Annotated in this window: 22 protein-coding genes; 13 read left to right on the forward strand and 9 right to left on the reverse strand. The window is 56.1% G+C overall.

Going from position 1 to position 19,041, the window contains the following annotated elements; translation table 11 throughout:
- Nucleotides 1–20 precede the first annotated feature (20 nt).
- From pheS to thrS, 5 genes are all read right to left on the reverse strand, one after another.
- Nucleotides 21–1,037 (reverse strand): phenylalanine--tRNA ligase subunit alpha, encoded by a 1,017-nt coding sequence (gene pheS, locus ACJJU9_RS15315; RefSeq protein WP_048369332.1) that lies wholly within the window; start codon nucleotides 1,035–1,037, stop codon nucleotides 21–23.
- Nucleotides 1,038–1,144: 107 nt separating this feature from the next.
- Nucleotides 1,145–1,501, reverse strand: coding sequence for a 50S ribosomal protein L20 (rplT, locus tag ACJJU9_RS15320; RefSeq protein ID WP_048369333.1), 357 nt, complete (start codon nucleotides 1,499–1,501; stop codon nucleotides 1,145–1,147).
- A 30-nt stretch (nucleotides 1,502–1,531) separates the two neighbouring features.
- A complete protein-coding gene (rpmI, locus tag ACJJU9_RS15325; RefSeq protein ID WP_002553160.1) occupies nucleotides 1,532–1,726 on the reverse strand; it encodes a 50S ribosomal protein L35 in 195 nt (64 codons plus the stop codon).
- Nucleotides 1,727–1,786: 60 nt separating this feature from the next.
- A complete protein-coding gene (gene infC, locus ACJJU9_RS15330; RefSeq protein WP_173430611.1) occupies nucleotides 1,787–2,338 on the reverse strand; it encodes a translation initiation factor IF-3 in 552 nt (183 codons plus the stop codon).
- Complete coding sequence (gene thrS, locus ACJJU9_RS15335) at nucleotides 2,338–4,260, reverse strand: threonine--tRNA ligase (protein ID WP_273221617.1); 1,923 nt, start codon at nucleotides 4,258–4,260, stop codon at nucleotides 2,338–2,340. The genes infC and thrS overlap by 1 nt, the downstream gene beginning before the upstream one ends.
- 361 nt (nucleotides 4,261–4,621) lie before the next feature.
- Here thrS and ACJJU9_RS15340 point away from each other — a divergent pair, with 361 nt between their 5' ends.
- The gene (locus ACJJU9_RS15340; protein WP_153333182.1) at nucleotides 4,622–4,939 is read left to right on the forward strand and encodes a hypothetical protein; all 318 of its coding nucleotides are present in this window, start codon (nucleotides 4,622–4,624) and stop codon (nucleotides 4,937–4,939) included.
- Between the two features lie 280 nt (nucleotides 4,940–5,219).
- Nucleotides 5,220–5,432: a cold-shock protein gene (locus ACJJU9_RS15345; RefSeq protein ID WP_003179963.1), complete on the forward strand. Its 213-nt coding sequence runs from the start codon at nucleotides 5,220–5,222 to the stop codon at nucleotides 5,430–5,432.
- Nucleotides 5,433–5,502: 70 nt separating this feature from the next.
- Here the strand turns inward: ACJJU9_RS15345 and ACJJU9_RS15350 are convergent, their stop codons facing one another.
- Nucleotides 5,503–5,814, reverse strand: a complete 312-nt coding sequence (locus tag ACJJU9_RS15350; protein WP_048369337.1) for an I78 family peptidase inhibitor — start codon at nucleotides 5,812–5,814, stop codon at nucleotides 5,503–5,505.
- Between the two features lie 312 nt (nucleotides 5,815–6,126).
- On the opposite strand from ACJJU9_RS15350, the gene ACJJU9_RS15355 reads away from it, so the two are divergent.
- The 10 genes from ACJJU9_RS15355 (at nucleotide 6,127) to lpxO (ending at nucleotide 15,145) form a co-directional block, all read left to right on the forward strand.
- A complete protein-coding gene (locus ACJJU9_RS15355) occupies nucleotides 6,127–6,327 on the forward strand; it encodes a hypothetical protein (protein ID WP_048369338.1) in 201 nt (66 codons plus the stop codon).
- 306 nt (nucleotides 6,328–6,633) lie between these two features.
- A complete protein-coding gene (locus tag ACJJU9_RS15360; RefSeq protein ID WP_048369339.1) occupies nucleotides 6,634–7,713 on the forward strand; it encodes an asparaginase in 1,080 nt (359 codons plus the stop codon).
- Between the two features lie 204 nt (nucleotides 7,714–7,917).
- Nucleotides 7,918–8,169 carry a DUF1654 domain-containing protein gene (locus tag ACJJU9_RS15365; protein WP_048369340.1) on the forward strand — a complete coding sequence of 84 codons (252 nt, stop codon included), beginning with the start codon at nucleotides 7,918–7,920 and terminating at the stop codon, nucleotides 8,167–8,169.
- A gap of 4 nt (nucleotides 8,170–8,173) precedes the next feature.
- Nucleotides 8,174–8,863, forward strand: a complete 690-nt coding sequence (locus ACJJU9_RS15370; protein ID WP_048369341.1) for an endonuclease — start codon at nucleotides 8,174–8,176, stop codon at nucleotides 8,861–8,863.
- A gap of 387 nt (nucleotides 8,864–9,250) precedes the next feature.
- Entirely contained in the window at nucleotides 9,251–9,697 is a 447-nt protein-coding gene (locus tag ACJJU9_RS15375; protein ID WP_407728914.1) for an NUDIX hydrolase, read from the forward strand.
- A gap of 123 nt (nucleotides 9,698–9,820) precedes the next feature.
- The gene (locus tag ACJJU9_RS15380) at nucleotides 9,821–10,543 is read left to right on the forward strand and encodes a GntR family transcriptional regulator (RefSeq protein ID WP_407728915.1); all 723 of its coding nucleotides are present in this window, start codon (nucleotides 9,821–9,823) and stop codon (nucleotides 10,541–10,543) included.
- Complete coding sequence (locus tag ACJJU9_RS15385) at nucleotides 10,530–11,534, forward strand: ADP-ribosylglycohydrolase family protein (protein ID WP_123751537.1); 1,005 nt, start codon at nucleotides 10,530–10,532, stop codon at nucleotides 11,532–11,534. The genes ACJJU9_RS15380 and ACJJU9_RS15385 overlap by 14 nt, the downstream gene beginning before the upstream one ends.
- Before the next feature lie 92 nt (nucleotides 11,535–11,626).
- Nucleotides 11,627–13,090 carry a purine-cytosine permease family protein gene (locus ACJJU9_RS15390; RefSeq protein ID WP_407728916.1) on the forward strand — a complete coding sequence of 488 codons (1,464 nt, stop codon included), beginning with the start codon at nucleotides 11,627–11,629 and terminating at the stop codon, nucleotides 13,088–13,090.
- Nucleotides 13,083–14,027: a PfkB family carbohydrate kinase gene (locus tag ACJJU9_RS15395; protein ID WP_407728917.1), complete on the forward strand. Its 945-nt coding sequence runs from the start codon at nucleotides 13,083–13,085 to the stop codon at nucleotides 14,025–14,027. Before ACJJU9_RS15390 ends, ACJJU9_RS15395 begins: the two co-directional genes overlap by 8 nt.
- A gap of 218 nt (nucleotides 14,028–14,245) precedes the next feature.
- Entirely contained in the window at nucleotides 14,246–15,145 is a 900-nt protein-coding gene (gene lpxO / locus ACJJU9_RS15400; protein ID WP_407728918.1) for a lipid A hydroxylase LpxO, read from the forward strand.
- Nucleotides 15,146–15,227: 82 nt separating this feature from the next.
- On the opposite strand, the gene ACJJU9_RS15405 is transcribed toward lpxO, so the two are convergent.
- The 3 genes from ACJJU9_RS15405 to copC all read right to left on the reverse strand — a co-directional run bounded on the left by ACJJU9_RS15405 (nucleotide 15,228) and on the right by copC (nucleotide 17,916).
- Nucleotides 15,228–16,598: a gluconate:H+ symporter gene (locus ACJJU9_RS15405; RefSeq protein ID WP_350576454.1), complete on the reverse strand. Its 1,371-nt coding sequence runs from the start codon at nucleotides 16,596–16,598 to the stop codon at nucleotides 15,228–15,230.
- Nucleotides 16,599–16,691: 93 nt separating this feature from the next.
- Entirely contained in the window at nucleotides 16,692–17,537 is an 846-nt protein-coding gene (gene copD, locus ACJJU9_RS15410) for a copper homeostasis membrane protein CopD (RefSeq protein WP_278941003.1), read from the reverse strand.
- A gap of 4 nt (nucleotides 17,538–17,541) precedes the next feature.
- Nucleotides 17,542–17,916: a copper homeostasis periplasmic binding protein CopC gene (gene copC, locus ACJJU9_RS15415; protein WP_048369350.1), complete on the reverse strand. Its 375-nt coding sequence runs from the start codon at nucleotides 17,914–17,916 to the stop codon at nucleotides 17,542–17,544.
- A 113-nt stretch (nucleotides 17,917–18,029) separates the two neighbouring features.
- Between copC and ACJJU9_RS15420 the strand changes: the two genes are divergently transcribed.
- Nucleotides 18,030–18,575: a histidine phosphatase family protein gene (locus ACJJU9_RS15420; RefSeq protein ID WP_407728919.1), complete on the forward strand. Its 546-nt coding sequence runs from the start codon at nucleotides 18,030–18,032 to the stop codon at nucleotides 18,573–18,575.
- Nucleotides 18,576–19,041: the final 466 nt, after the last annotated feature.

A 19,041-nucleotide genomic window follows, 5' to 3' on the forward strand; every position in this document is an offset into this window, starting at 1 on the left:
CTCCTAAGAATTCGTTACGACTAGCGAAATTGCGCGAGGAACCGCAAGTCGTTATCGAAGAACAGACGCAAGTCGTTCACGCCGTAACGCAGCATGGCCAGACGCTCAACGCCCATGCCGAAAGCAAAGCCCGAAAACTCTTCCGGGTCGATTCCAGACATGCGCAACACGTTTGGATGCACCATGCCGCAGCCCATGACTTCAAGCCAGCCGGTCTGTTTGCAGACACGGCAGCCCTTGCCGCTGCACATCACACATTCCATATCCACTTCGGCCGAAGGCTCAGTGAACGGGAAGTACGACGGACGGAAGCGCACGGCCAATTCTTTTTCGAAGAACACCCGCAGGAACTCTTCGATGGTCCCTTTCAGGTCCGCAAAGTTGATATCGCGATCAACCAGCAGGCCTTCGACCTGGTGGAACATCGGTGAGTGAGTGATATCGGAGTCGCTACGGTACACACGGCCTGGGCAGACGATGCGAATCGGCGGCTGCTGCGATTCCATGGTGCGGACCTGTACCGGCGAGGTATGGGTGCGCAACAGCATGTTCGCGTTGAAATAGAAGGTGTCATGCATCGACCGGGCCGGGTGATGGCCTGGGATGTTGAGCGCCTCGAAGTTGTGATAGTCGTCTTCGACCTCAGGGCCTTCGGCAATGCCGTAGCCAATGTGAGTGAAGAACTGTTCGATACGTTCCAGAGTCCGGGTAACCGGATGCAGACCGCCGGAGGTCTGGCCACGGCCAGGCAGGGTCACATCAATAGACTCGGCAGACAGTTTGGCGGCCAGTTCAGCCTCTTCAAACAGTGCCTTGCGCGTATTGAGAACCTCTGTGACACGTTCCTTGGCAACGTTGATCAGGGCCCCCACTTGCGGGCGCTCTTCTGCCGGCAAATTCCCCAGGGTCTTCATCACCTGAGTCAATTCACCTTTTTTGCCAAGGTATTGAACCCGGATTTGCTCCAGGGCATTGATATCTTCAGCGCTTTGCACAGCCTCTAGTGCTTGAGAGACCAGCGCATCCAGGTTTTCCATGTACAGACTCCAGATACAAAATAGGGGAAGAGCTTGAAGGCTCTTCCCCTATTTAAGACGTTTAGCGCTTGCGCCCACGCAGTGAGCGCAAGAACTGTCGGGGGTACTTAAGCCAAGGTGGCTTTAGCTTTCTCGACAATCGCAGCAAACGCCGCTTTTTCGTTCACTGCCAGATCAGACAGAACCTTACGGTCGATCTCGATGGAAGCTTTTTTCAGGCCAGCGATCAGACGGCTGTAAGACAGACCGTTGATACGAGCACCAGCGTTGATACGAGCGATCCACAGAGCGCGGAACTGACGTTTTTTCTGACGACGGTCACGGTAGGCGTATTGGCCTGCCTTGATTACCGCTTGCTTGGCAACACGGAATACGCGCGAACGTGCACCGTAGTAGCCTTTAGCAAGTTTCAGAATTTTTTTGTGACGTTTACGGGCAATGACGCCACGCTTTACACGAGCCATGAGTTACTTCCTCTAGTCTTGATCCAAAAATTAACGAAGGCGCAGCATGCGCTCGACTTTTGCCACGTCAGACGGATGCAGCAAGCTGCTACCGCGCAGTTGACGCTTACGCTTGGTCGACATTTTGGTCAGGATGTGGCTCTTGAAAGCGTGCTTGTGCTTGATACCGTTTGCAGTTTTCAGAAACCGCTTAGCAGCACCACTTTTAGTCTTCATCTTTGGCATGTTCGGATACTCCGCATTCAGTTGATAAACATAACCGCAAGGCCTGCCGTGCCCTGGTGGTTACTTCTTCTTTTTCGGGGCGATGACCATAATCAGCTGGCGTCCTTCCATCTTAGGATGCTGTTCGACGGTCCCGTATTCGGCAAGGTCAGCTTCAACCCGCTTCAACAGTTCCATACCCAGCTCCTGGTGGGCCATCTCACGGCCGCGGAATCGTAATGACACCTTGGCCCTGTCCCCATCACTCAGGAAACGTACCAGGTTGCGCAGTTTTACCTGGTAATCCCCTTCCTCCGTCCCTGGACGAAACTTGATTTCTTTTACTTGAATCTGCTTCTGGTTCTTCTTCGCCGCAGCAATCTGCTTCTTCTTCTCGAAGATCGACTTGCCGTAGTCCATCACCCGGCAAACAGGCGGGACTGCGTCCGCTGAGATTTCTACCAGGTCCAGCTTGGACTCTTCAGCGATACGAAGCGCTTCATCAATCGAGACGATGCCAATCTGCTCGCCGTCAGCGCCAATTAACCGAACCTCGCGTGCCGAGATATTCTCGTTGATCGGGGCTTTCGGTGCAGCTCGTTTATCTTGTCTCATTTCACGCTTAATAATAATTACTCCGAATCTGGGCGACCACGCCGGGAAACCGCTTGCGCGAGGAACTCAGCGAACTGGGCGACGGGCATCGAGCCCAGGTCAGCACCTTCACGAGTACGCACAGCGACAGTCTGCATCTCGACTTCCCGATCTCCGATAACCAAAAGATAGGGAACCTTGAGCAAAGTATGCTCGCGGATTTTAAAGCCGATCTTTTCATTTCTCAAGTCAGACTTGGCACGAAATCCGCTCTGATTGAGAGTTTTTTCAACTTCGGCGGCAAAATCTGCCTGTTTATCAGTGATATTCATGATCACTGCCTGAGTTGGCGCCAGCCACGCAGGGAACGCACCTTCGTAATGCTCGATCAAAATACCGACAAAACGTTCGAACGATCCGAGGATCGCGCGGTGCAGCATAACGGGATGCTTGCGACTGTTGTCTTCGGACACATATTCAGCGCCAAGACGGATCGGCAGGTTGAAATCGAGCTGTAAGGTACCACACTGCCAGACACGACCGAGACAATCTTTTAGCGAGAACTCGATCTTCGGACCGTAGAAGGCACCCTCACCCGGCTGCAGATCATACGCCAGACCCGCACTATCAAGCGCTGAAGCCAATGCACTTTCAGCACGATCCCACAGCTCGTCGGAACCTACGCGCTTCTCAGGGCGAGTCGACAGCTTGAGCTCGATGTCTTTAAAGCCGAAGTCTGCGTACACATCCAGAGTCAGCTTGATAAAAGCGGCGGACTCGGCCTGCATCTGCTCTTCAGTGCAGAAAATATGCGCATCATCCTGAGTAAACGCACGAACACGCATGATGCCGTGCAAGGCACCCGACGGCTCGTTACGGTGGCAAGCACCGAACTCAGCCAGACGCAGCGGCAACTCACGGTAGCTCTTCAGCCCCTGGTTGAACACTTGCACATGGCAAGGGCAGTTCATCGGCTTGATCGCGTAGTCGCGGCTTTCCGACTCAGTGGTAAACATGTTTTCAGCGTAGTTAGCCCAGTGACCGGACTTTTCCCACAGGCTGCGATCTACCACCTGAGGAGTCTTGATCTCAAGGTAGCCATTGTCGCGCTGTACTTTGCGCATGTACTGCTCAAGCACTTGATACAACGTCCAGCCATTCGGGTGCCAGAACACCATGCCCGGCGCTTCTTCTTGAGTGTGGAACAAGCCCAGACGCTTACCGATTTTGCGGTGATCGCGTTTTTCGGCTTCTTCAATACGCAGAACGTAAGCAGCCAACTGCTTTTTGTCGGCCCAGGCCGTGCCATAAATACGCTGCAGTTGCTCGTTTTTGGCATCGCCACGCCAGTAGGCGCCCGACAGCTTGGTCAATTTGAACGATTTCAGAAAACGCGTATTCGGGACGTGAGGTCCGCGGCACATATCAACGTATTCTTCATGGAAGTACAGACCCATGGCCTGTTCGTTCGGCATGTCCTCGATCAGACGCAGCTTGTAGTCTTCGCCGCGCTCGGCAAACAGCTCGATCACTTCAGCACGTGGCGTCACTTTCTTGATGACGTCGTAATCTTTTTCGATCAGCTGCTGCATGCGCTGCTCGATAGCCGCCATGTCATCCGGAGTGAACGGACGCTCAAAGGCGATATCGTAGTAAAAACCTTCGTCAATAACAGGACCGATCACCATTTTGGCGGTCGGGTACAACTGCTTGACTGCGTGACCGACCAAGTGAGCGCAAGAGTGACGAATGATCTCCAGCCCCTCTTCATCCTTGGGCGTAATGATTTGCAAGGTGGAGTCATGTTCGATCAGATCGCAGGCATCAACCAGCTTGCCGTTGACTTTGCCGGCCACGGTGGCCTTGGCCAAGCCTGCACCAATGGAAGCAGCGACCTCGGCCACAGAGACCGGATGATCGAATGAACGTTGACTGCCGTCGGGAAGAGTAATAGTTGGCATGGCGCCTCCTCTCCTAGTGGTGACCCCTACCAAAGGTCACGTGGGTTGGGATGAGCCAGTACGCGATTCGGTGGTGTACCTGCCTCACAGTGGCAGGAGCCTTGCGGCCAACCGGAAACCGAACCAGAGTGACTGGAATTCAAATCAAAAGTTTATGGCGGTGCCTGGCGGCCCAATAGCTCACCATCACACAAATCAGCCAAGGGCGGCATGCTAACACAGATGCCTGAGCCTCGCCCCTCCCTCTTTTTTTGCGTAAAAAACAGCCAGCGAATTTTGCTAAATGATGAACTTGAGCTTAATTAGTGCCTCAGATAGTGAGTGACATCATTTCAGATTCAACGATCTCAAGGAGCATCACATGCGCATGACTCATCTTTTGGCTTTCGCCGCACCACTGGCACTGTTGCTGCCGTTGAGCGCCCAGGCAGCCTGGCCCAAGGACACGGTCTTGAAAGAACAATTCATGGCCCAGTGTGTACCCGCAGCAGCTCAAACCATCGGCGAAAAGGCTGCCAAAGTGCACTGTGAATGTGGCGCCACTAAAATCGGAGAGAACTTCACCCAGGCTGAAATCAAAGAATTGATGAGCAAGGAAGGCGCTAAAAATCCAGAGCTCCAGCAGAAAGCTTTGAACGCAATCGCAGAGTGCAAAGCAAGCCCTCAACCCAAGAAATAGGATTTTGTATGGCAACAAACAAGGCTAAAACGCCCAAAATGCAGTTTTGAACTAAAAAATACGCCTCATTAGTTGCTTTTTTTTAAGGCCGTTTTCGCCCTGAAACCCCCATAAAACGGGACCCCGCGGCTTTTTTAGCCCCAGACAAATGCTAACAATGCTGCAAACTACAGCTCAGGGGGGGTCCCAAAGCGCACATTTCGACTATGATAGCCAAGTGTGCCCAGTTGGCCTGAGCAGCACAGTACTACTGAAAATATAAGTTTCTTGGAGATACACCATGTCTAATCGCCAAACCGGCACCGTAAAATGGTTCAACGATGAAAAAGGCTTCGGCTTCATCACTCCTCAAGGTGGCGGTGACGACCTGTTCGTACACTTCAAAGCTATCGAAAGCGACGGTTTCAAAAGCCTGAAAGAAGGCCAAACCGTTTCCTTCGTGGCTGAGAAAGGCCAAAAGGGTATGCAAGCTGCACAGGTTCGTCCGGAGTAAATCTCCCGCGAACTAAAAAACCCCGTCCATGTGACGGGGTTTTTTATGCCTGAAATTCGGCTACATGCCTTTAGCCGCAGTTAACGCGAGTAATGACAGCGTTGTCATCGGCATTCAGGTTCAAACGATCGGAACGGTACTCAAGGGTGATCATGTCGTGCGGCGACAAGATCCGTGCAGTCTGCGCGCCAGCCTTGATACGGGCTTGCTCCAGCAGGGCTGCAGAGGCTTTTTGGCCAATCGCAAAATCGGCAGCTTTGGCATCGCAACGCGTATGCCCAGTGTCAGCAACAGGCTCCTTCACAGCATCGTGCGTGCTGCTGCACCCAGACAGCACTGCGACTGCCAACAATGAACCCAATGATGCTAGCTTCCAGGACATGAAGCCTCCTTAAGATAAATAGTCAGAACCCTTGCGACAGCGTTTGCGCACATAGGTTGCATGTGGACTGATAGCATTTTCAGATCAGGCCTACAGTCGCAAGAGTTTGCCCGACTGGATTACAACCGCGCACGCCTAATCATGACGAAATATGTACAACCCATAAACTGTCTTCATTCAGGCATAACCGCCGTCGCAGTAGGCAAAGGCGGATAGGTCAGCAGCGAGCGACATGAATAATTTCACCATTCTGATCGTCTCGAGATGACATTTTGCTAAAATCGCGTTTTTGAAACCCCTCATGAGATACCCATGACAACAGTCAGCATCGATGCAGATATCAAAGCCAAGTGGCCGCAAGGGCAATGCTCTTATAGCCCAGGCAGCCCGGAAGAGCTGGCCATCATCGGCATTGATCTTCTAGTCAAAGAGCTGGGCACAGAGGCTGCAAGAGCGTTTGTCAGCCAGGTGTTTGAAAAATACAAACCTGCTGACAGCCCAAAATCAATCTGAGCTCCCCCTCCTCGCGCGCCCTCCAAAAGCATCGCCAAACTCCGTTTTGGTAGATCGCCATTCTGCATTTCAAAACACTGTGAGCAGTCGAATCCCCGAACAGACAACACCTCGAATGTTCGGGATTCCGTCCCTGCGCATAAAACCAAATAAAAAATTCAAAATATCTCCTTACAAAACAACAAGTTACAAAAATACAAATTGGCACTGACAGTGGCATGGAGTGTGCTGCCCTTCCTTCGGCTCATGCCTTTGCAATGACGTGCGCCGCGCGAATATGCGCGCTTACTAATAAGAGAGAGAACAATGAAAACAGCAGTCTTGAAATCAATTATTCCGGGTGCCCTGGCCCTCCTTCTGGCTATGCCGGCAGCTCAGGCTCAAGAAGCCGCCGCCAAACCTAACGTGGTCATTCTGGCAACCGGCGGCACCATTGCAGGCGCAGGCGCCAGCGCAGCCAACAGCGCAACTTACACCGCAGCCAAAGTGGGCATCGACCAACTGATTGCGGGTGTTCCTGAGTTGAGCCAATTGGCAAACGTGCGTGGCGAGCAAGTCATGCAAATTGCCTCCGAAAGCATCACCAACGACAACTTGCTGCAATTGGGGCGCCGGGTTGCCGAGCTGGCAGACAGCAAAGATGTCGACGGAATTGTGATCACCCACGGCACCGACACCCTGGAAGAGACTGCCTACTTCCTCAACCTGGTTGAAAAAACCGACAAGCCAATTATCGTTGTTGGCTCCATGCGCCCAGGCACTGCAATGTCCGCTGACGGCATGCTCAACCTGTACAACGCGGTAGCGGTAGCCGGCAGCAAAGAAGCTCGCGGCAAAGGCGTACTGGTGACCATGAACGATGAAATCCAGTCGGGTCGTGATGTCAGCAAAATGATGAACATCAAGACTGAAGCATTCAAAAGCCCTTGGGGCCCGCTGGGCATGGTGGTTGAAGGCAAATCCTACTGGTTCCGCTTGCCGGCCAAGCGTCACACCATGGACTCTGAATTCGATATCAAAAACATCAAGTCCCTGCCTAATGTCGGCATCGCCTACTCCTATGGCAACGTAGACGACACCGCTTACAAAGCACTGGCACAAAACGGCGCCAAAGCGATCATCCATGTTGGCACCGGCAATGGCTCGGTATCGTCTCGCGTCGTCCCGACCCTGCAAGAACTGCGTAAAGATGGCGTGCAAATCATTCGTTCTTCCCACGTAAACAACGGCGGGTTCGTACTGCGCAATGCAGAACAGCCTGACGACAAATATGACTGGGTTGTCGCTCACGACCTTAACCCGCAAAAAGCCCGCATCCTGGCCATGGTCGCCCTGACCAAAACCCAAGACAGCAAAGAGCTGCAGCGGATGTTCTGGGAATACTAAAAACCCGCGCCAAACGCCGCCCGGCGTTTGGCTCCCTACCACTCATTCGCCCGAATGAGTGGTCTATTTGCTTGATTCTCTTCTTGTTTTCGCACTAAACCGAAAAAACGCAGTCCCATCCCGGCAGCGCGAGCATTGCAAACAGTTGCCAAATCTCTCGCAGTAAAATACTGTATGCGCATACAGCTAACCAAGGATTGCATCATGGCTAAAAAAGGGGCGAAAGAGCCTACCCTTCCAAGTCCGTACGAAGTTTTCGGTATGCGCATACAAAAAATCATCAGCTCGCCTAAAGCCCAAAAAGACCGGATGGCGGTGCTTGAACGGCAAGAAGGTGACAACCCGGAGTTCTGGGAACGCTTGCTGGAAGAAATCTCCGAAAACGATAACGTCACCATCGCTCACCGTGATTGTGGCGGCGTGAATGTTTTCTGGACCGTATCTGAGGAAGACTGAGTCAATGAGGGTTCGTTTACTGGCATTTGCCAGCCTCTTTACTGTGTTAAGCGCACACGCCGCAGCCCCGCAAACATTCAACGAAGCTAAAAAGGTCGCCTGGAAGCTCTACGCCCCGCAATCAACCGAGTTTTATTGTGGCTGCAAATACACCGGCAACCGCGTCGACCTTAAAGGCTGTGGTTACGTCCCGCGTAAAAATGCCAACCGTGCAGCGCGCATTGAATGGGAACACATTGTTCCCGCCTGGCAAATTGGCCATCAGCGCCAATGCTGGCAAAACGGCGGACGTAAAAACTGCACCCGTAACGACCCGGTCTACAAAGTGGCAGAAGCCGATTTGCACAACCTGGTGCCGAGCATTGGTGAAGTTAACGGTGACCGAAACAACTTCAGTTTTGGTTGGCTGCCCGCACAATCCGGTCAATACGGCTCTTGCCTGACGCAAGTCGATTTCAAAGCCAAAAAAGTCATGCCGCGCCCATCCATACGCGGCATGATCGCGCGCACCTACTTCTATATGAGCAAGCACTACAACTTGCGGCTCTCCAACCAGGATCGGCAGTTGTATGAGGCCTGGAACAAGACCTACCCGGTGCAAGCCTGGGAACGCCAACGCAACCAGGCAGTGGCCTGCGTAATGGGCCGGGGCAACGAATTTGTCGGCCCGGTCAACCTCAAGGCCTGCGGCTAAAATTGTTACATGCCCTTCAGACGCTGCAGGGCATGTAAAACGAACCGTTGTCCACTTTATGCCGATACGGCGCTGGGCACTTGCAGCACAGCGGATTGCTGAGCGCCCTCAATGATTTCGACCCAAAGGAACCCTTGGGCTTCAGTTGGCAGCTCAATCCCAATGGGATTTGCCCGCGCCCTGCCCCTACCCCCTCACGCAGGCCTTGCGCCAACTGCTTCGAGAGCCGTTATTAGGCTGCGCCCAAGCTTCTTTAATACGGACTCCCCTGTAAATATCAAAAATCGTCTTACACGAGCCCTTCGCGGTTAAGCATACTGCCCCATCGCACATCAGCCGTGCCGCACGCCTTCTTCTTTTCAGATCATTACCACAGTGAGCAGTCCAATGCGCCAACGACCCTCCTCCCGATTACTGGTCATAAGCCCCGAGAATCGCGTACTCCTTTTCCGTTTCACCCATAAGACAGGCGCTTTGCAAGGTCAGGAATATTGGGCAACACCCGGCGGTGGAGTAGAGCCGGGAGAAACCTTTGAACAGGCCGCCATCCGCGAGCTGCAAGAGGAAGTCGGCATCGTCGCGGCCGATGTGGGCGCAGAGTGCGCACAACGGGTGTTTGAGATGCAACTACCTGACGGCACATGGGTGATGGCCGATGAACGCTTTTTTATCGTGCGCGTGGGCGTCGAACAGGTCAGCGATGGCGGCTGGACCGCTCAAGAACGCGAGGTCATGACCCAGCATCGCTGGTGGTCTCGCCAAGACTTGCAACAGACATCTGCCCTGTTCTTCCCACAAGACCTGTTGTCGATACTGGGCTTGCACCTGCCCTGAACCGCTTCGCACCACCCGGTACTACGGGGCCCGTACGTCACCTTCGGTCATCGCCCATGCCCGTGAAAATTTCATGGAACTCCCGGGTTGCTGAACTGTCAGGCCTGAGCTATTACTCTCTGCATGATAAAACAAGCTCGATTTAACAAAAAACAACAGGTAGTCAATGAGCTCGTCCGCCAGATCGAAAGCGGGCTCATGGAAGACGGTTATGTCTTGCCCGGTGAAGAACAACTTGCTGAGGAACTGGGTGTCAGTCGCAGCACGCTGCACAAGGCGCTGATGGAGCTGGAGCGGCGTAAATACATCGCTCGACGCACTGCTGGAGGCTCGGTTGTGACCTTTGACGGTATACCTCTCGATCAAAAAAAGGGTTGGGCGCAAGCCCTGGCCAGTACTGGCGCGCGCATCCAGACCGAACAGCTCAAACTGGAGGCCGTAGAACGCCCGGACTTAAACCTTCTGTTTGGCTTGAGCCATTTCATTGTGCTGGAGCGCCGACGTCGGCGTAGCGACGGGACAGCGATATCCCTGGAGCGCTCATTCATCCCCGCAATCGGCGGCCTTGAAGGTCTGCCCGGGGTCGGCATGATTGATGACTCACTCACCATTACCCTCGCCGCCTATGGCTTTATTGGCGATCACGGGGACCAGTGGATAGGCGCCGAACCCCTGAACGATGAAGACGCCTATTTACTCGGCCGCCCGGCAGGTACGGTGTTTCTCAAAACGTTACGCACCACCTATGACCGCCATGGGCGACTGATGGAGCATGTCGAAAGCTGGCTTGATCCGACGCACTTTCGCATGCACCACTCCTTTGGAGCCCCCAATGAACTCGAATGATCGTGCGCTGGGTGCCTTTTATGGCCTGGCGCTGGGTGATGCCCTGGGCATGCCTACCCAGTCGTTCAGCCGCGCCCAGATCATCGCGCGCTTCGGGCAGATCACCGGACTGGTAGACGCACCAGCGGACCAGCCGATCGCCCCCAACATGCCCAAAGGCTCAATCACCGACGACACCGAGCAAGCGATTCTGGTCGCCCAACTGCTGGTTGACGGTAATGGCGATATCGACCCAAACACCCTCGCGCAACGCCTGATCGCCTGGGAAGCCGTGATGCAGGCCAAAGGCTCTCAAGATTTACTGGGGCCCTCAACCAAGCGCGCAATCGAAATGATTCTGGCAGGCCACAGCCCTGAAGAATCAGGCCGCTATGGCACCACCAATGGCGCAGCGATGCGCATTGCCCCGGTCGGCATAGCCGCTGACATCAGCCAGCCAGACCTGTTCATCAAGGCGGTGGTACAAGCCTGCCAGGTCACTCACAACACCAGCCTGGGGATCGCCAGCGCAGCCGCTGTGGCAGCGGTAATCTCCAGCGGTCTCAACGGTAAAAAACTCGAGCATGCCCTCAATGCAGGCACAGAAATGGCCTACATCGCCGAACACCACGGCCACTGGGTCGCAGGTGGACGCATAGGGCCGCGTATTCGCTGGGCCCGGCACGCCAGCCATGAGTGCAACCCGGACAACCTCGGTGATTTGCTGTACGACGTCATTGGCACTTCGGTCGCGTCACAAGAATCTGTAGTGGCCGCCTTTGCCCTTGCGCAACGGGTTGCCAGCGGTAGCCTCAGCAGCTTTAACGCCCTGTGCATCGCCGCCAGCATTGGCGGCGACACCGACACCATTGCCGGGATCCTCGGCGCGATGCTGGGTGCATGTGCCGGGCTGGAACAATGGCCGCAGGCGTTGATCCAGCAAGTCAAAGAGGTCAATAACCTGCAGTTGGAACCCTTGGTTGAACACTTACTGATACTGCGCAACACCTGAAAAACCGCGAAGGACCGCCCCACCCTCAGCGCTCACAGACAGCTGCGAGCGACTGTGTCCGATCGGCAAAATAGCACCAGGAGCAGCCCCCCATGAGCAACCCCAACGTCGGGCACAGCGCCGGGCAACTGGAAACCCGTGGCATAGAGCCCGTTCCCGAAAACGAATGTAATGGCAATCCGTTACAACTGTTTTGGGTCTGGTTTGCGGCAAACATCAGCATTCTCGGTTTGCCATTGGGCGCCACGTTGGTGGCCTTCCACCAACTGGCCTTTTGGCAGGTGATCATTGTTGCGCTGATCGGCGCGGCAGGCTCATTTGCCGTGGTCGGCGTCATTTCCATTGCCGGGCGTAGAGGCCGTGCGCCAAGTCTGACGCTGTCACGCGCGATCTTCGGCGTGCGGGGCAATATTGGCCCTACGCTGGTTTCCCTGATTTCACGCGTAGGCTGGGAAACCGTCAACACCACCACCGCCGCTTACGTCCTGCTGGCGTTGTCCGCCATTGTGTTCGGCACCCCCACCGAGGCGACCCATGCCCCGCTGCTCACCCTGCTCTTTATCGCCATTTTTACCCTGTTGACCTTGTCGGTTTCGGGCTTGGGCCATGCCACATTGCTGGTCATTCAGCAGTGGGCCACCTACCTGTTTGGCGCGCTCAACCTGCTGGTCGCGGGGTTTCTCTGCGCCACCATCCACTGGCAGGCCGTGTTCAGCGCCCCTTCGGCGCCGGTCAGCGCCATGATTATCGGTATCGGGATCATGGCGGCCGGCACCGGGATCGGCTGGGCCAATGCGGGCGCCGACATGTCGCGCTACCAACACCGCAGCGTCAGTGCCCGGCAATTGGTGGCGTCTGCCGCCTGCGGCGCGGGTATCCCGCTGGTGCTGCTGATTACCCTGGGCGGCTTGTTGTCTGTCGGCAACCACGACCTCGCCTCGGCAACCGACCCCATTGCGGCCATACGCAATATGTTGCCGGCCTGGATGGCGGTTCCCTACCTGCTCAGCGCTTTTGGTGGCTTGCTGCTGTCCAATCACTTGTCTGTGTACTCGGCCGGGCTCACCACATTAACCCTGGGCATCAAGATCAAAAGGGTGCAGGCCGTTGTCGTCGATATCGTCGTCATATTCGCCGGTTCGACGTACTTCATGCTGTATGCCGACAGCTTCTACGCTCCATTCATTACCTTTATCTCCCTCACAGCCATTCCGATCACCGCATGGGTTGCCATCTTTATCGTCGACCTGATTCATCGCCACTACTACAGCCCCGCCGACCTGATGGACCTCAGCCGTCACAGCCGTTACTGGTACAACGGCGGCATTGAATGGCGGGCGCTGGGCTCCTGGGCGCTGGCACTGGTGCTGGGCTTTTGCTTTACCCAGGTCGGCAGTTCAGACGCCAACTGGTTCGTCGGGCCGCTGGCCGACTCATGGCTGGGCCATAACGGACTCGGCTGGGTTGTCACGTTTGTGGTGGCAGGTGGTTTGTATGCACTGCTGGGCGGTGCCAAAGACCGTCGCCCTGCCAGCACGGGGTCTGCCAATGCCTAGATTGCTGCACACAGGCCAAGTCATCATCGATCTGGTCATGGCCCTCGACACCTTGCCCCGCCCCGGCGGTGATGCGCTGGCCAGCAGTGCCAGCTTCCATGCCGGTGGCGGCTTCAATGTCATGGCCGCTGCCCGGCGCAACGGCCTGAACACCGTCTATCTGGGCCGTCACGGTCAAGGTCAGTTCGGTGACATTGCACGTCTGGCCATGCGTGACGAAGGCATCGAATTCATCCAGCCGATTGACCCGCACAAAGACACCGGGCTGTGCGTAGCGCTGACGGAGGCCAACGCCGAACGCACGTTTATTTCCTGTATTGGCGCTGAAGGGACTCTGTCCAATGAAGACTTGGCAAGCGTCCAGGTCGCACCCGATGACTACGTGTACGTCAGTGGCTACAGCCTGCTGCATGCGGGCAAAGCCCACTCCCTGCTCAATTGGCTGAATGGACTGCCTCGCAGCGTGCACGTCACATTTGACCCGGGGCCATTGGTGCACAACATTGACCCCGCCTTGATCAGCGCTTTATTGCCGCGTCTGCACCTGTGGACCAGCAATCGCAGCGAAGCGCTCAGCTTTACCTCAACCCGCACCGTGGCCGACGCCCTGCCCGGCCTGCGAGCGCGCCTGCCCGGCGATTGCCTGATCGTGCTGCGCGACGGCCCGCAAGGCTGCTGGGTCAGCGACGCCCACGGGTCACAGTTGATTGCCGGGTTCAAGGTGCAGGCCATCGACAGCAATGGTGCTGGAGACGCTCATTGCGGGGTCATGATTGCTGCGTTAAGCGCTGGCTACGCTGCGCCAGAGGCGGCCAAACGCGCCAATGCCGCGGCGGCTTTGGCCGTTACCCGCCGGGGGCCGGCGACGTCACCCAAAGCCGATGAAGTTGACAGACTGATTCAGGAAGCCCGCATTCAGGCGCAAAAACACTGCTAAAACAGCTCAAAACAAACAGAAACTGACTCGCAACCCGACCAAAGACTGTACGCACACAGACACTTATCTGTCGTCAAAGGCTGGAAAATGCGCAAACTGGTGTTTAACCTTACGCTTTGGCTCCCTTCCAGCTACACCAGTACCCGGCAATTCCTACAGGATGTCGGGCCACTTGCGTGCAAGTCGGGCAGTGTATTTCTTACTGTGTGACGATACTTTTGAAACTCATCATTATTGCTGTTTATGTCTTTTCCATCGCATACGTCCACTTGCGGGGCAACGTTCGCCACAAGCTAGGGCGCCAACTGAGCGACCACTCCACGTTTCTGGCGCCACTCAACTGCTTCTTGTATCTGTTTTCCAAGGTGCCCAGCCAGCCTTACCTCAAGCCGGAAGACTTCCCGCAGCTCCAGATCCTGCAGGACCATTGGCAAGAAATTCGCGAAGAAGCACGAAACCTGATGCAGGCCGGAGAGATCAAACGCTCCGAACAACCGAACGACGTGGGTTTCAACTCGTTCTTCAAGAGCGGCTGGAAGCGCTTCTACCTGAAATGGTACGGCGATAACCACCCTTCAGCGGTGGAACTGTGCCCACGCACGATTGAATTGCTCAATGGTATCGGCACCGTCAAGGCGGCGATGTTTGCCGAGTTGCCACCCGGCTCGAAACTGGTTCGCCATCGTGACCCTTACGCCGGTTCGTTGCGCTACCACTTGGGCCTGGACACCCCGAATGATCCGGGCTGCTACATCAATGTCGATGGCCAGAACTATGCCTGGCGGGACGGTGAAGCGGTGATGTTCGACGAAACCTTTATTCATTACGCCGAAAACACCACCGACAAGAACCGCATCATCCTGTTCTGTGACGTTGAGCGCCCAATGAAATATCGCTGGGCGGCGGCCTTCAACCAGTGGTTCAGCCGCACCGTCATGGCGTCGGCCAGCTCGCCGAATGATGACAACGATAAAACCGGCGGCCTGAACCGGGCCTTTACCCGGCTGTACAAGATCCGTCTGCGCGGCAAAGAGCTGAAAAAGCGCAATCGCACGCGCTACTACCTGGAAAAATGGGCGATCTTTGGTGGATTGCTGGCAGTGTTCCTGCTGATTTAGCCCACCCTCCTGTGGGAGCGAGCTTGCCTCGCGATCTTTTGACCTTTTAAAAGATCGCGAGGCAAGCTCGCTCCTACAGGCGTCACACCAGCAAATTCCACAGCAACAGCGCGCCCAGCAGCCCCACCAACGAGACGATGGTTTGCAACACTGACCACACCATCAGGGTCTGCTTGAGTTGCAGGCCAAAGTACTCGCGCACCATCCAGAAGCCCGCGTCGTTGACGTGGCAAAAGAACACCGAGCCCGCCCCGATTGCCAGCGCCACCAACGAGCCTTGGACACCTTCAAGGCCGATGATCAGGGGTGCCAGAATACCGGCCGTCGTGGTGGTCGCCACGGTTGCCGAACCCGTGGCCTGACGCAACGCCACGGCAATCAGCCAGGCCAGCATCACGTAGGACAGATGCGCACCAGTCGCCACTTTACTGATGGTGTCGCTGATGCCGGCTTGCAGCAGGGTTTCTTTCAGGCCACCGCCTGCGCCAATCGTCAGCAGCAACACAGCAATCGGCGCCAGGCTTTTGCGCAGTACACCGCCCACTTGATCACGGGCCATGCCGATGGACCAGCCCAGGCAAATCACCGCCGCCAGCACCGCCAGCCCCAGCGCAATCAACGGCTCACCGAGAAACTTAAGGGTCACAGCCAATCCGCTTTCCGGCGCCATGGCCACCTTGGCCAGCGTGCTGCCCAACATCAACAGCACGGGCAGCAGAATAATCAGCAAAGACACCGCAAAGGTTGGCTTGCGTCGGGTCGGGACCTTGGCGGAAAACAGCGCGCCCAACTCGGCTGGCTCCACCACATGCATGCGCTTGGACAACCAAATGCCGTACAGCGGCCCAGCCAGAATCACCGCCGGAATCGCCAGGCACAGCCCCAGCAACATGGTCAGCCCCAGGTCCGCGTGCAAAGCGCTTACTGCAATCAAAGGCCCGGGATGTGGAGGCATCAAGGCATGCAGCGCCGTCATGCCGGCCAATGCCGGGATGGCGACCTTAAGCAGCGGTTGGCCCGACTGCCGGGCGATCACGAAAATGATCGGCACCATCAGCACCAGCCCCACTTCGAAAAACAAGGGCAAGCCAATCACCATTGCCACTAATGCCATCACCCACGGCAAGGCGCGGCCCTTGGCATGGCGCAACAAAGTGGCGGCGATTTGGTCTGCCGCCCCGGACTCCGCCATCAAAGCTCCGAGCATCGCGCCTAAGGCAATAATGATCCCGGCTTCCCCGAGGATGCTGCCTGCGCCTTTGCTGAATGCCTTGGCGACCATTTCTGGCGGCAACCCGGCACCGATGCCGGCAATAAAGGTACCGATCAGAATCGAAAGAAAAGGCGTGAGCTTGCAGACGCTGATTAAAACAATAATGGCGACAATTGCCAGCAGGCAGCACACGATCAACTGCGTGTCGTGCGCAAGCCATAGCGGATGTGAAAGATCCAACGAAAAGCCCTCTCTTTGTATTTTTTTGTTACGAGAGGGGTAAATATAACGGATGGCAAAACCGCTCTGGATGAAGATTGAGACAGATGCGCCCTAGCTGACGACCAGCGGTGGCAACGTGCCTAACAGTGAAACTGCCGCTACTGCCGACACCCCAAACAGCCACTCCAGTGCGACACTGCGACGCAAGACCTCGAAGTGCCCCGCGCGACTCATCAGCAGATTGAACAGGGCCAACAGCAGCATCAACCCGACCAGCGCCACCTTGATCAACAGGATCAGCGCAAAGCCCTGAAACAGCGGCGTAGGCCAGAGCGCTCCGGTCAGCACCCGCGTATTGATCAGCCCTGTAAGAATGATCCCGGCCACCAGCACGAAACCGATATTACTGAAACGCCGCAATACCGTATCGACCGCTACCCCGGCAGGCCGCGTAAGGATCCACCACAACACCGGCAGCCCGCCCACCCAGGCACCGACACACAGCAAATGGATCATCTGATTGAGGATTAACAACTGGCCCTGCCAACCATCAAGCATCGCGCCATGACCAACGGGCGCCAGCGTGGCCAGCAGCAAAAAGCTCACGGCAGCGATCAGGCCGAAACGCGCCGTGGTGTACAACGCGATCAGTAACAGCCCATTGAACAGCAAATGGGCGGTCCAGACCTGACCGAAAAAGGTACTGCCCAGCACCAGCTTCAGGGTGGCCAGGTCCAGCGTGTCTTCCCAGCTCCCGGCCATTGAGAACGTCGTCAGCAGTAACCAGGCAAGGCCACTGGCCAGCGCCAACCAGGCCAACCCGCGGTAGGCGCCCTGCACCTGCTGCCGGGGACCTGACAGCGTCCCCGGCAACAACGGTCTGAAGACCCAGCCACCGAACAGAAGCAACACTGCACTGAAATGCACAAACCGGCAGACCACCATGGCGCTGAACATCAAATCAGTTGCTCACCGTGAAGCTGTATTCGCCGTTACTTTTGTGGGTATCAACCGACACCGCGTTCCACTTGACCTCGTACTGCCCCGCCGCCAAGGGCTGCTCAGGCGTCACGATCAATACTTTTTTATCCGCAGGTTCGGTTTTGACACTGCTCAATGCGACGGGAGCGCCGTCATGGCTGACAGCCACTTTGGTAAACGCCTGCTCAACACCTTCGCTGAACTGCAAACGCAATACCTTCACGTCGCTTGCGCTGCTATCAGCAGCCGGGGTCGCTTGTTCGAGATGCGCGTGGGCGAAGGCAGTGCTGGCACCGGCCATCAGTGCCACCAACGCTGATGCATTGAGGATTTTTTTCAAGAAAGCAGCAGACATCGCGAAGTACCTTGAGATAGGAATACGCCGCAATAATACTCGCCTAATCTCATTTGGGGGGCGCCCAAACGCTGCCCGAGGGTTAACAACGCGTACCGCGCAAGGAATTGATAATGCCCACTCGCCTCAGTTTTATTTCTCACGCCCGCACTGAAGCGCAGCGTCAAGGGCGCTTTGCACTGGATGAGCCGCCTGAACCCAAAGGCCTGGAAAAAGCAGCACTTATTGCCTCAGCCCTGAAAAAACCCGTGCGCATCCTTTGCGCGCCAGAAGCGCGCACCTTGCAAACGGCCCACGCCTTGGGTGGCGAAATAGAAATCATCCCCGAGCTTGAGGATTACGACGCAGGGGACTGGAAAGGTCACAGCCTGACAGACCTCCAACAGAATATTCCCCAGGCGCTGGCCGAGTGGATCAGCAACCCCGACAAGGCCCCCCATGGCGGCGAAACGGTGAATGAGCTGTGCGTGCGGGTTGGCACCTGGCTCGACTCATTTCGCGAAGAAGGCCACTTTGCCGTGGTGACTCACCCCTTCGTCATCCGCGCCGCGATCTTGCATGCCCTGCAGGCCAGCACCGCCTCCTTTAACCTGATCGATATCGAACCGCTGGCGATTGTCGACCTGCGCTTCAATGATCGCTGGCGCCTGCGGTTTTAAAAGCATGCATCACACCCAATTGCCCCCCGTAGGAGGGGCCGTGTCTTCGACGCCGCGCTGTCGCGCAGCAAACAGGCCGCCGAGTATCTTCAGCATCCCCCAATCGGTTCCCTCTCCTTCGGGAGAGGCGTGGTGAGGGGGCTCTTGACTTGAGTACATATCCGTTGCTGCGGCAACGGCCACTTAGGGTTCCGGCCTTACGCCGCGTCACTTTGCAAAAAGCGGCAAAGTAACCAAAACGCTTTTGCCCCTACCCCTCGGTGCCTCGCTCTGGCTCGGCATGCCCTCACCACAGGCCTTGCTCCGTAGGCCCGCCGCGATCGGCCATCCATGGCCGTGTCGCGGCTAACCCGGCGTCCTGCCGGGCTACCCACTGCGCAAAACCTGCGTTCGGCCAGCGTGGTTTAATGGGGCCTTTTAGATCAAGATCAAAAGCAAGATCTAGATCAAAAGATCGCGAGGCAAG

It is taken from the genome of Pseudomonas helleri (assembly GCF_045830615.1).
In the GTDB taxonomy this organism is placed as follows: Bacteria; Pseudomonadota; Gammaproteobacteria; order Pseudomonadales; family Pseudomonadaceae; genus Aquipseudomonas; species Aquipseudomonas helleri.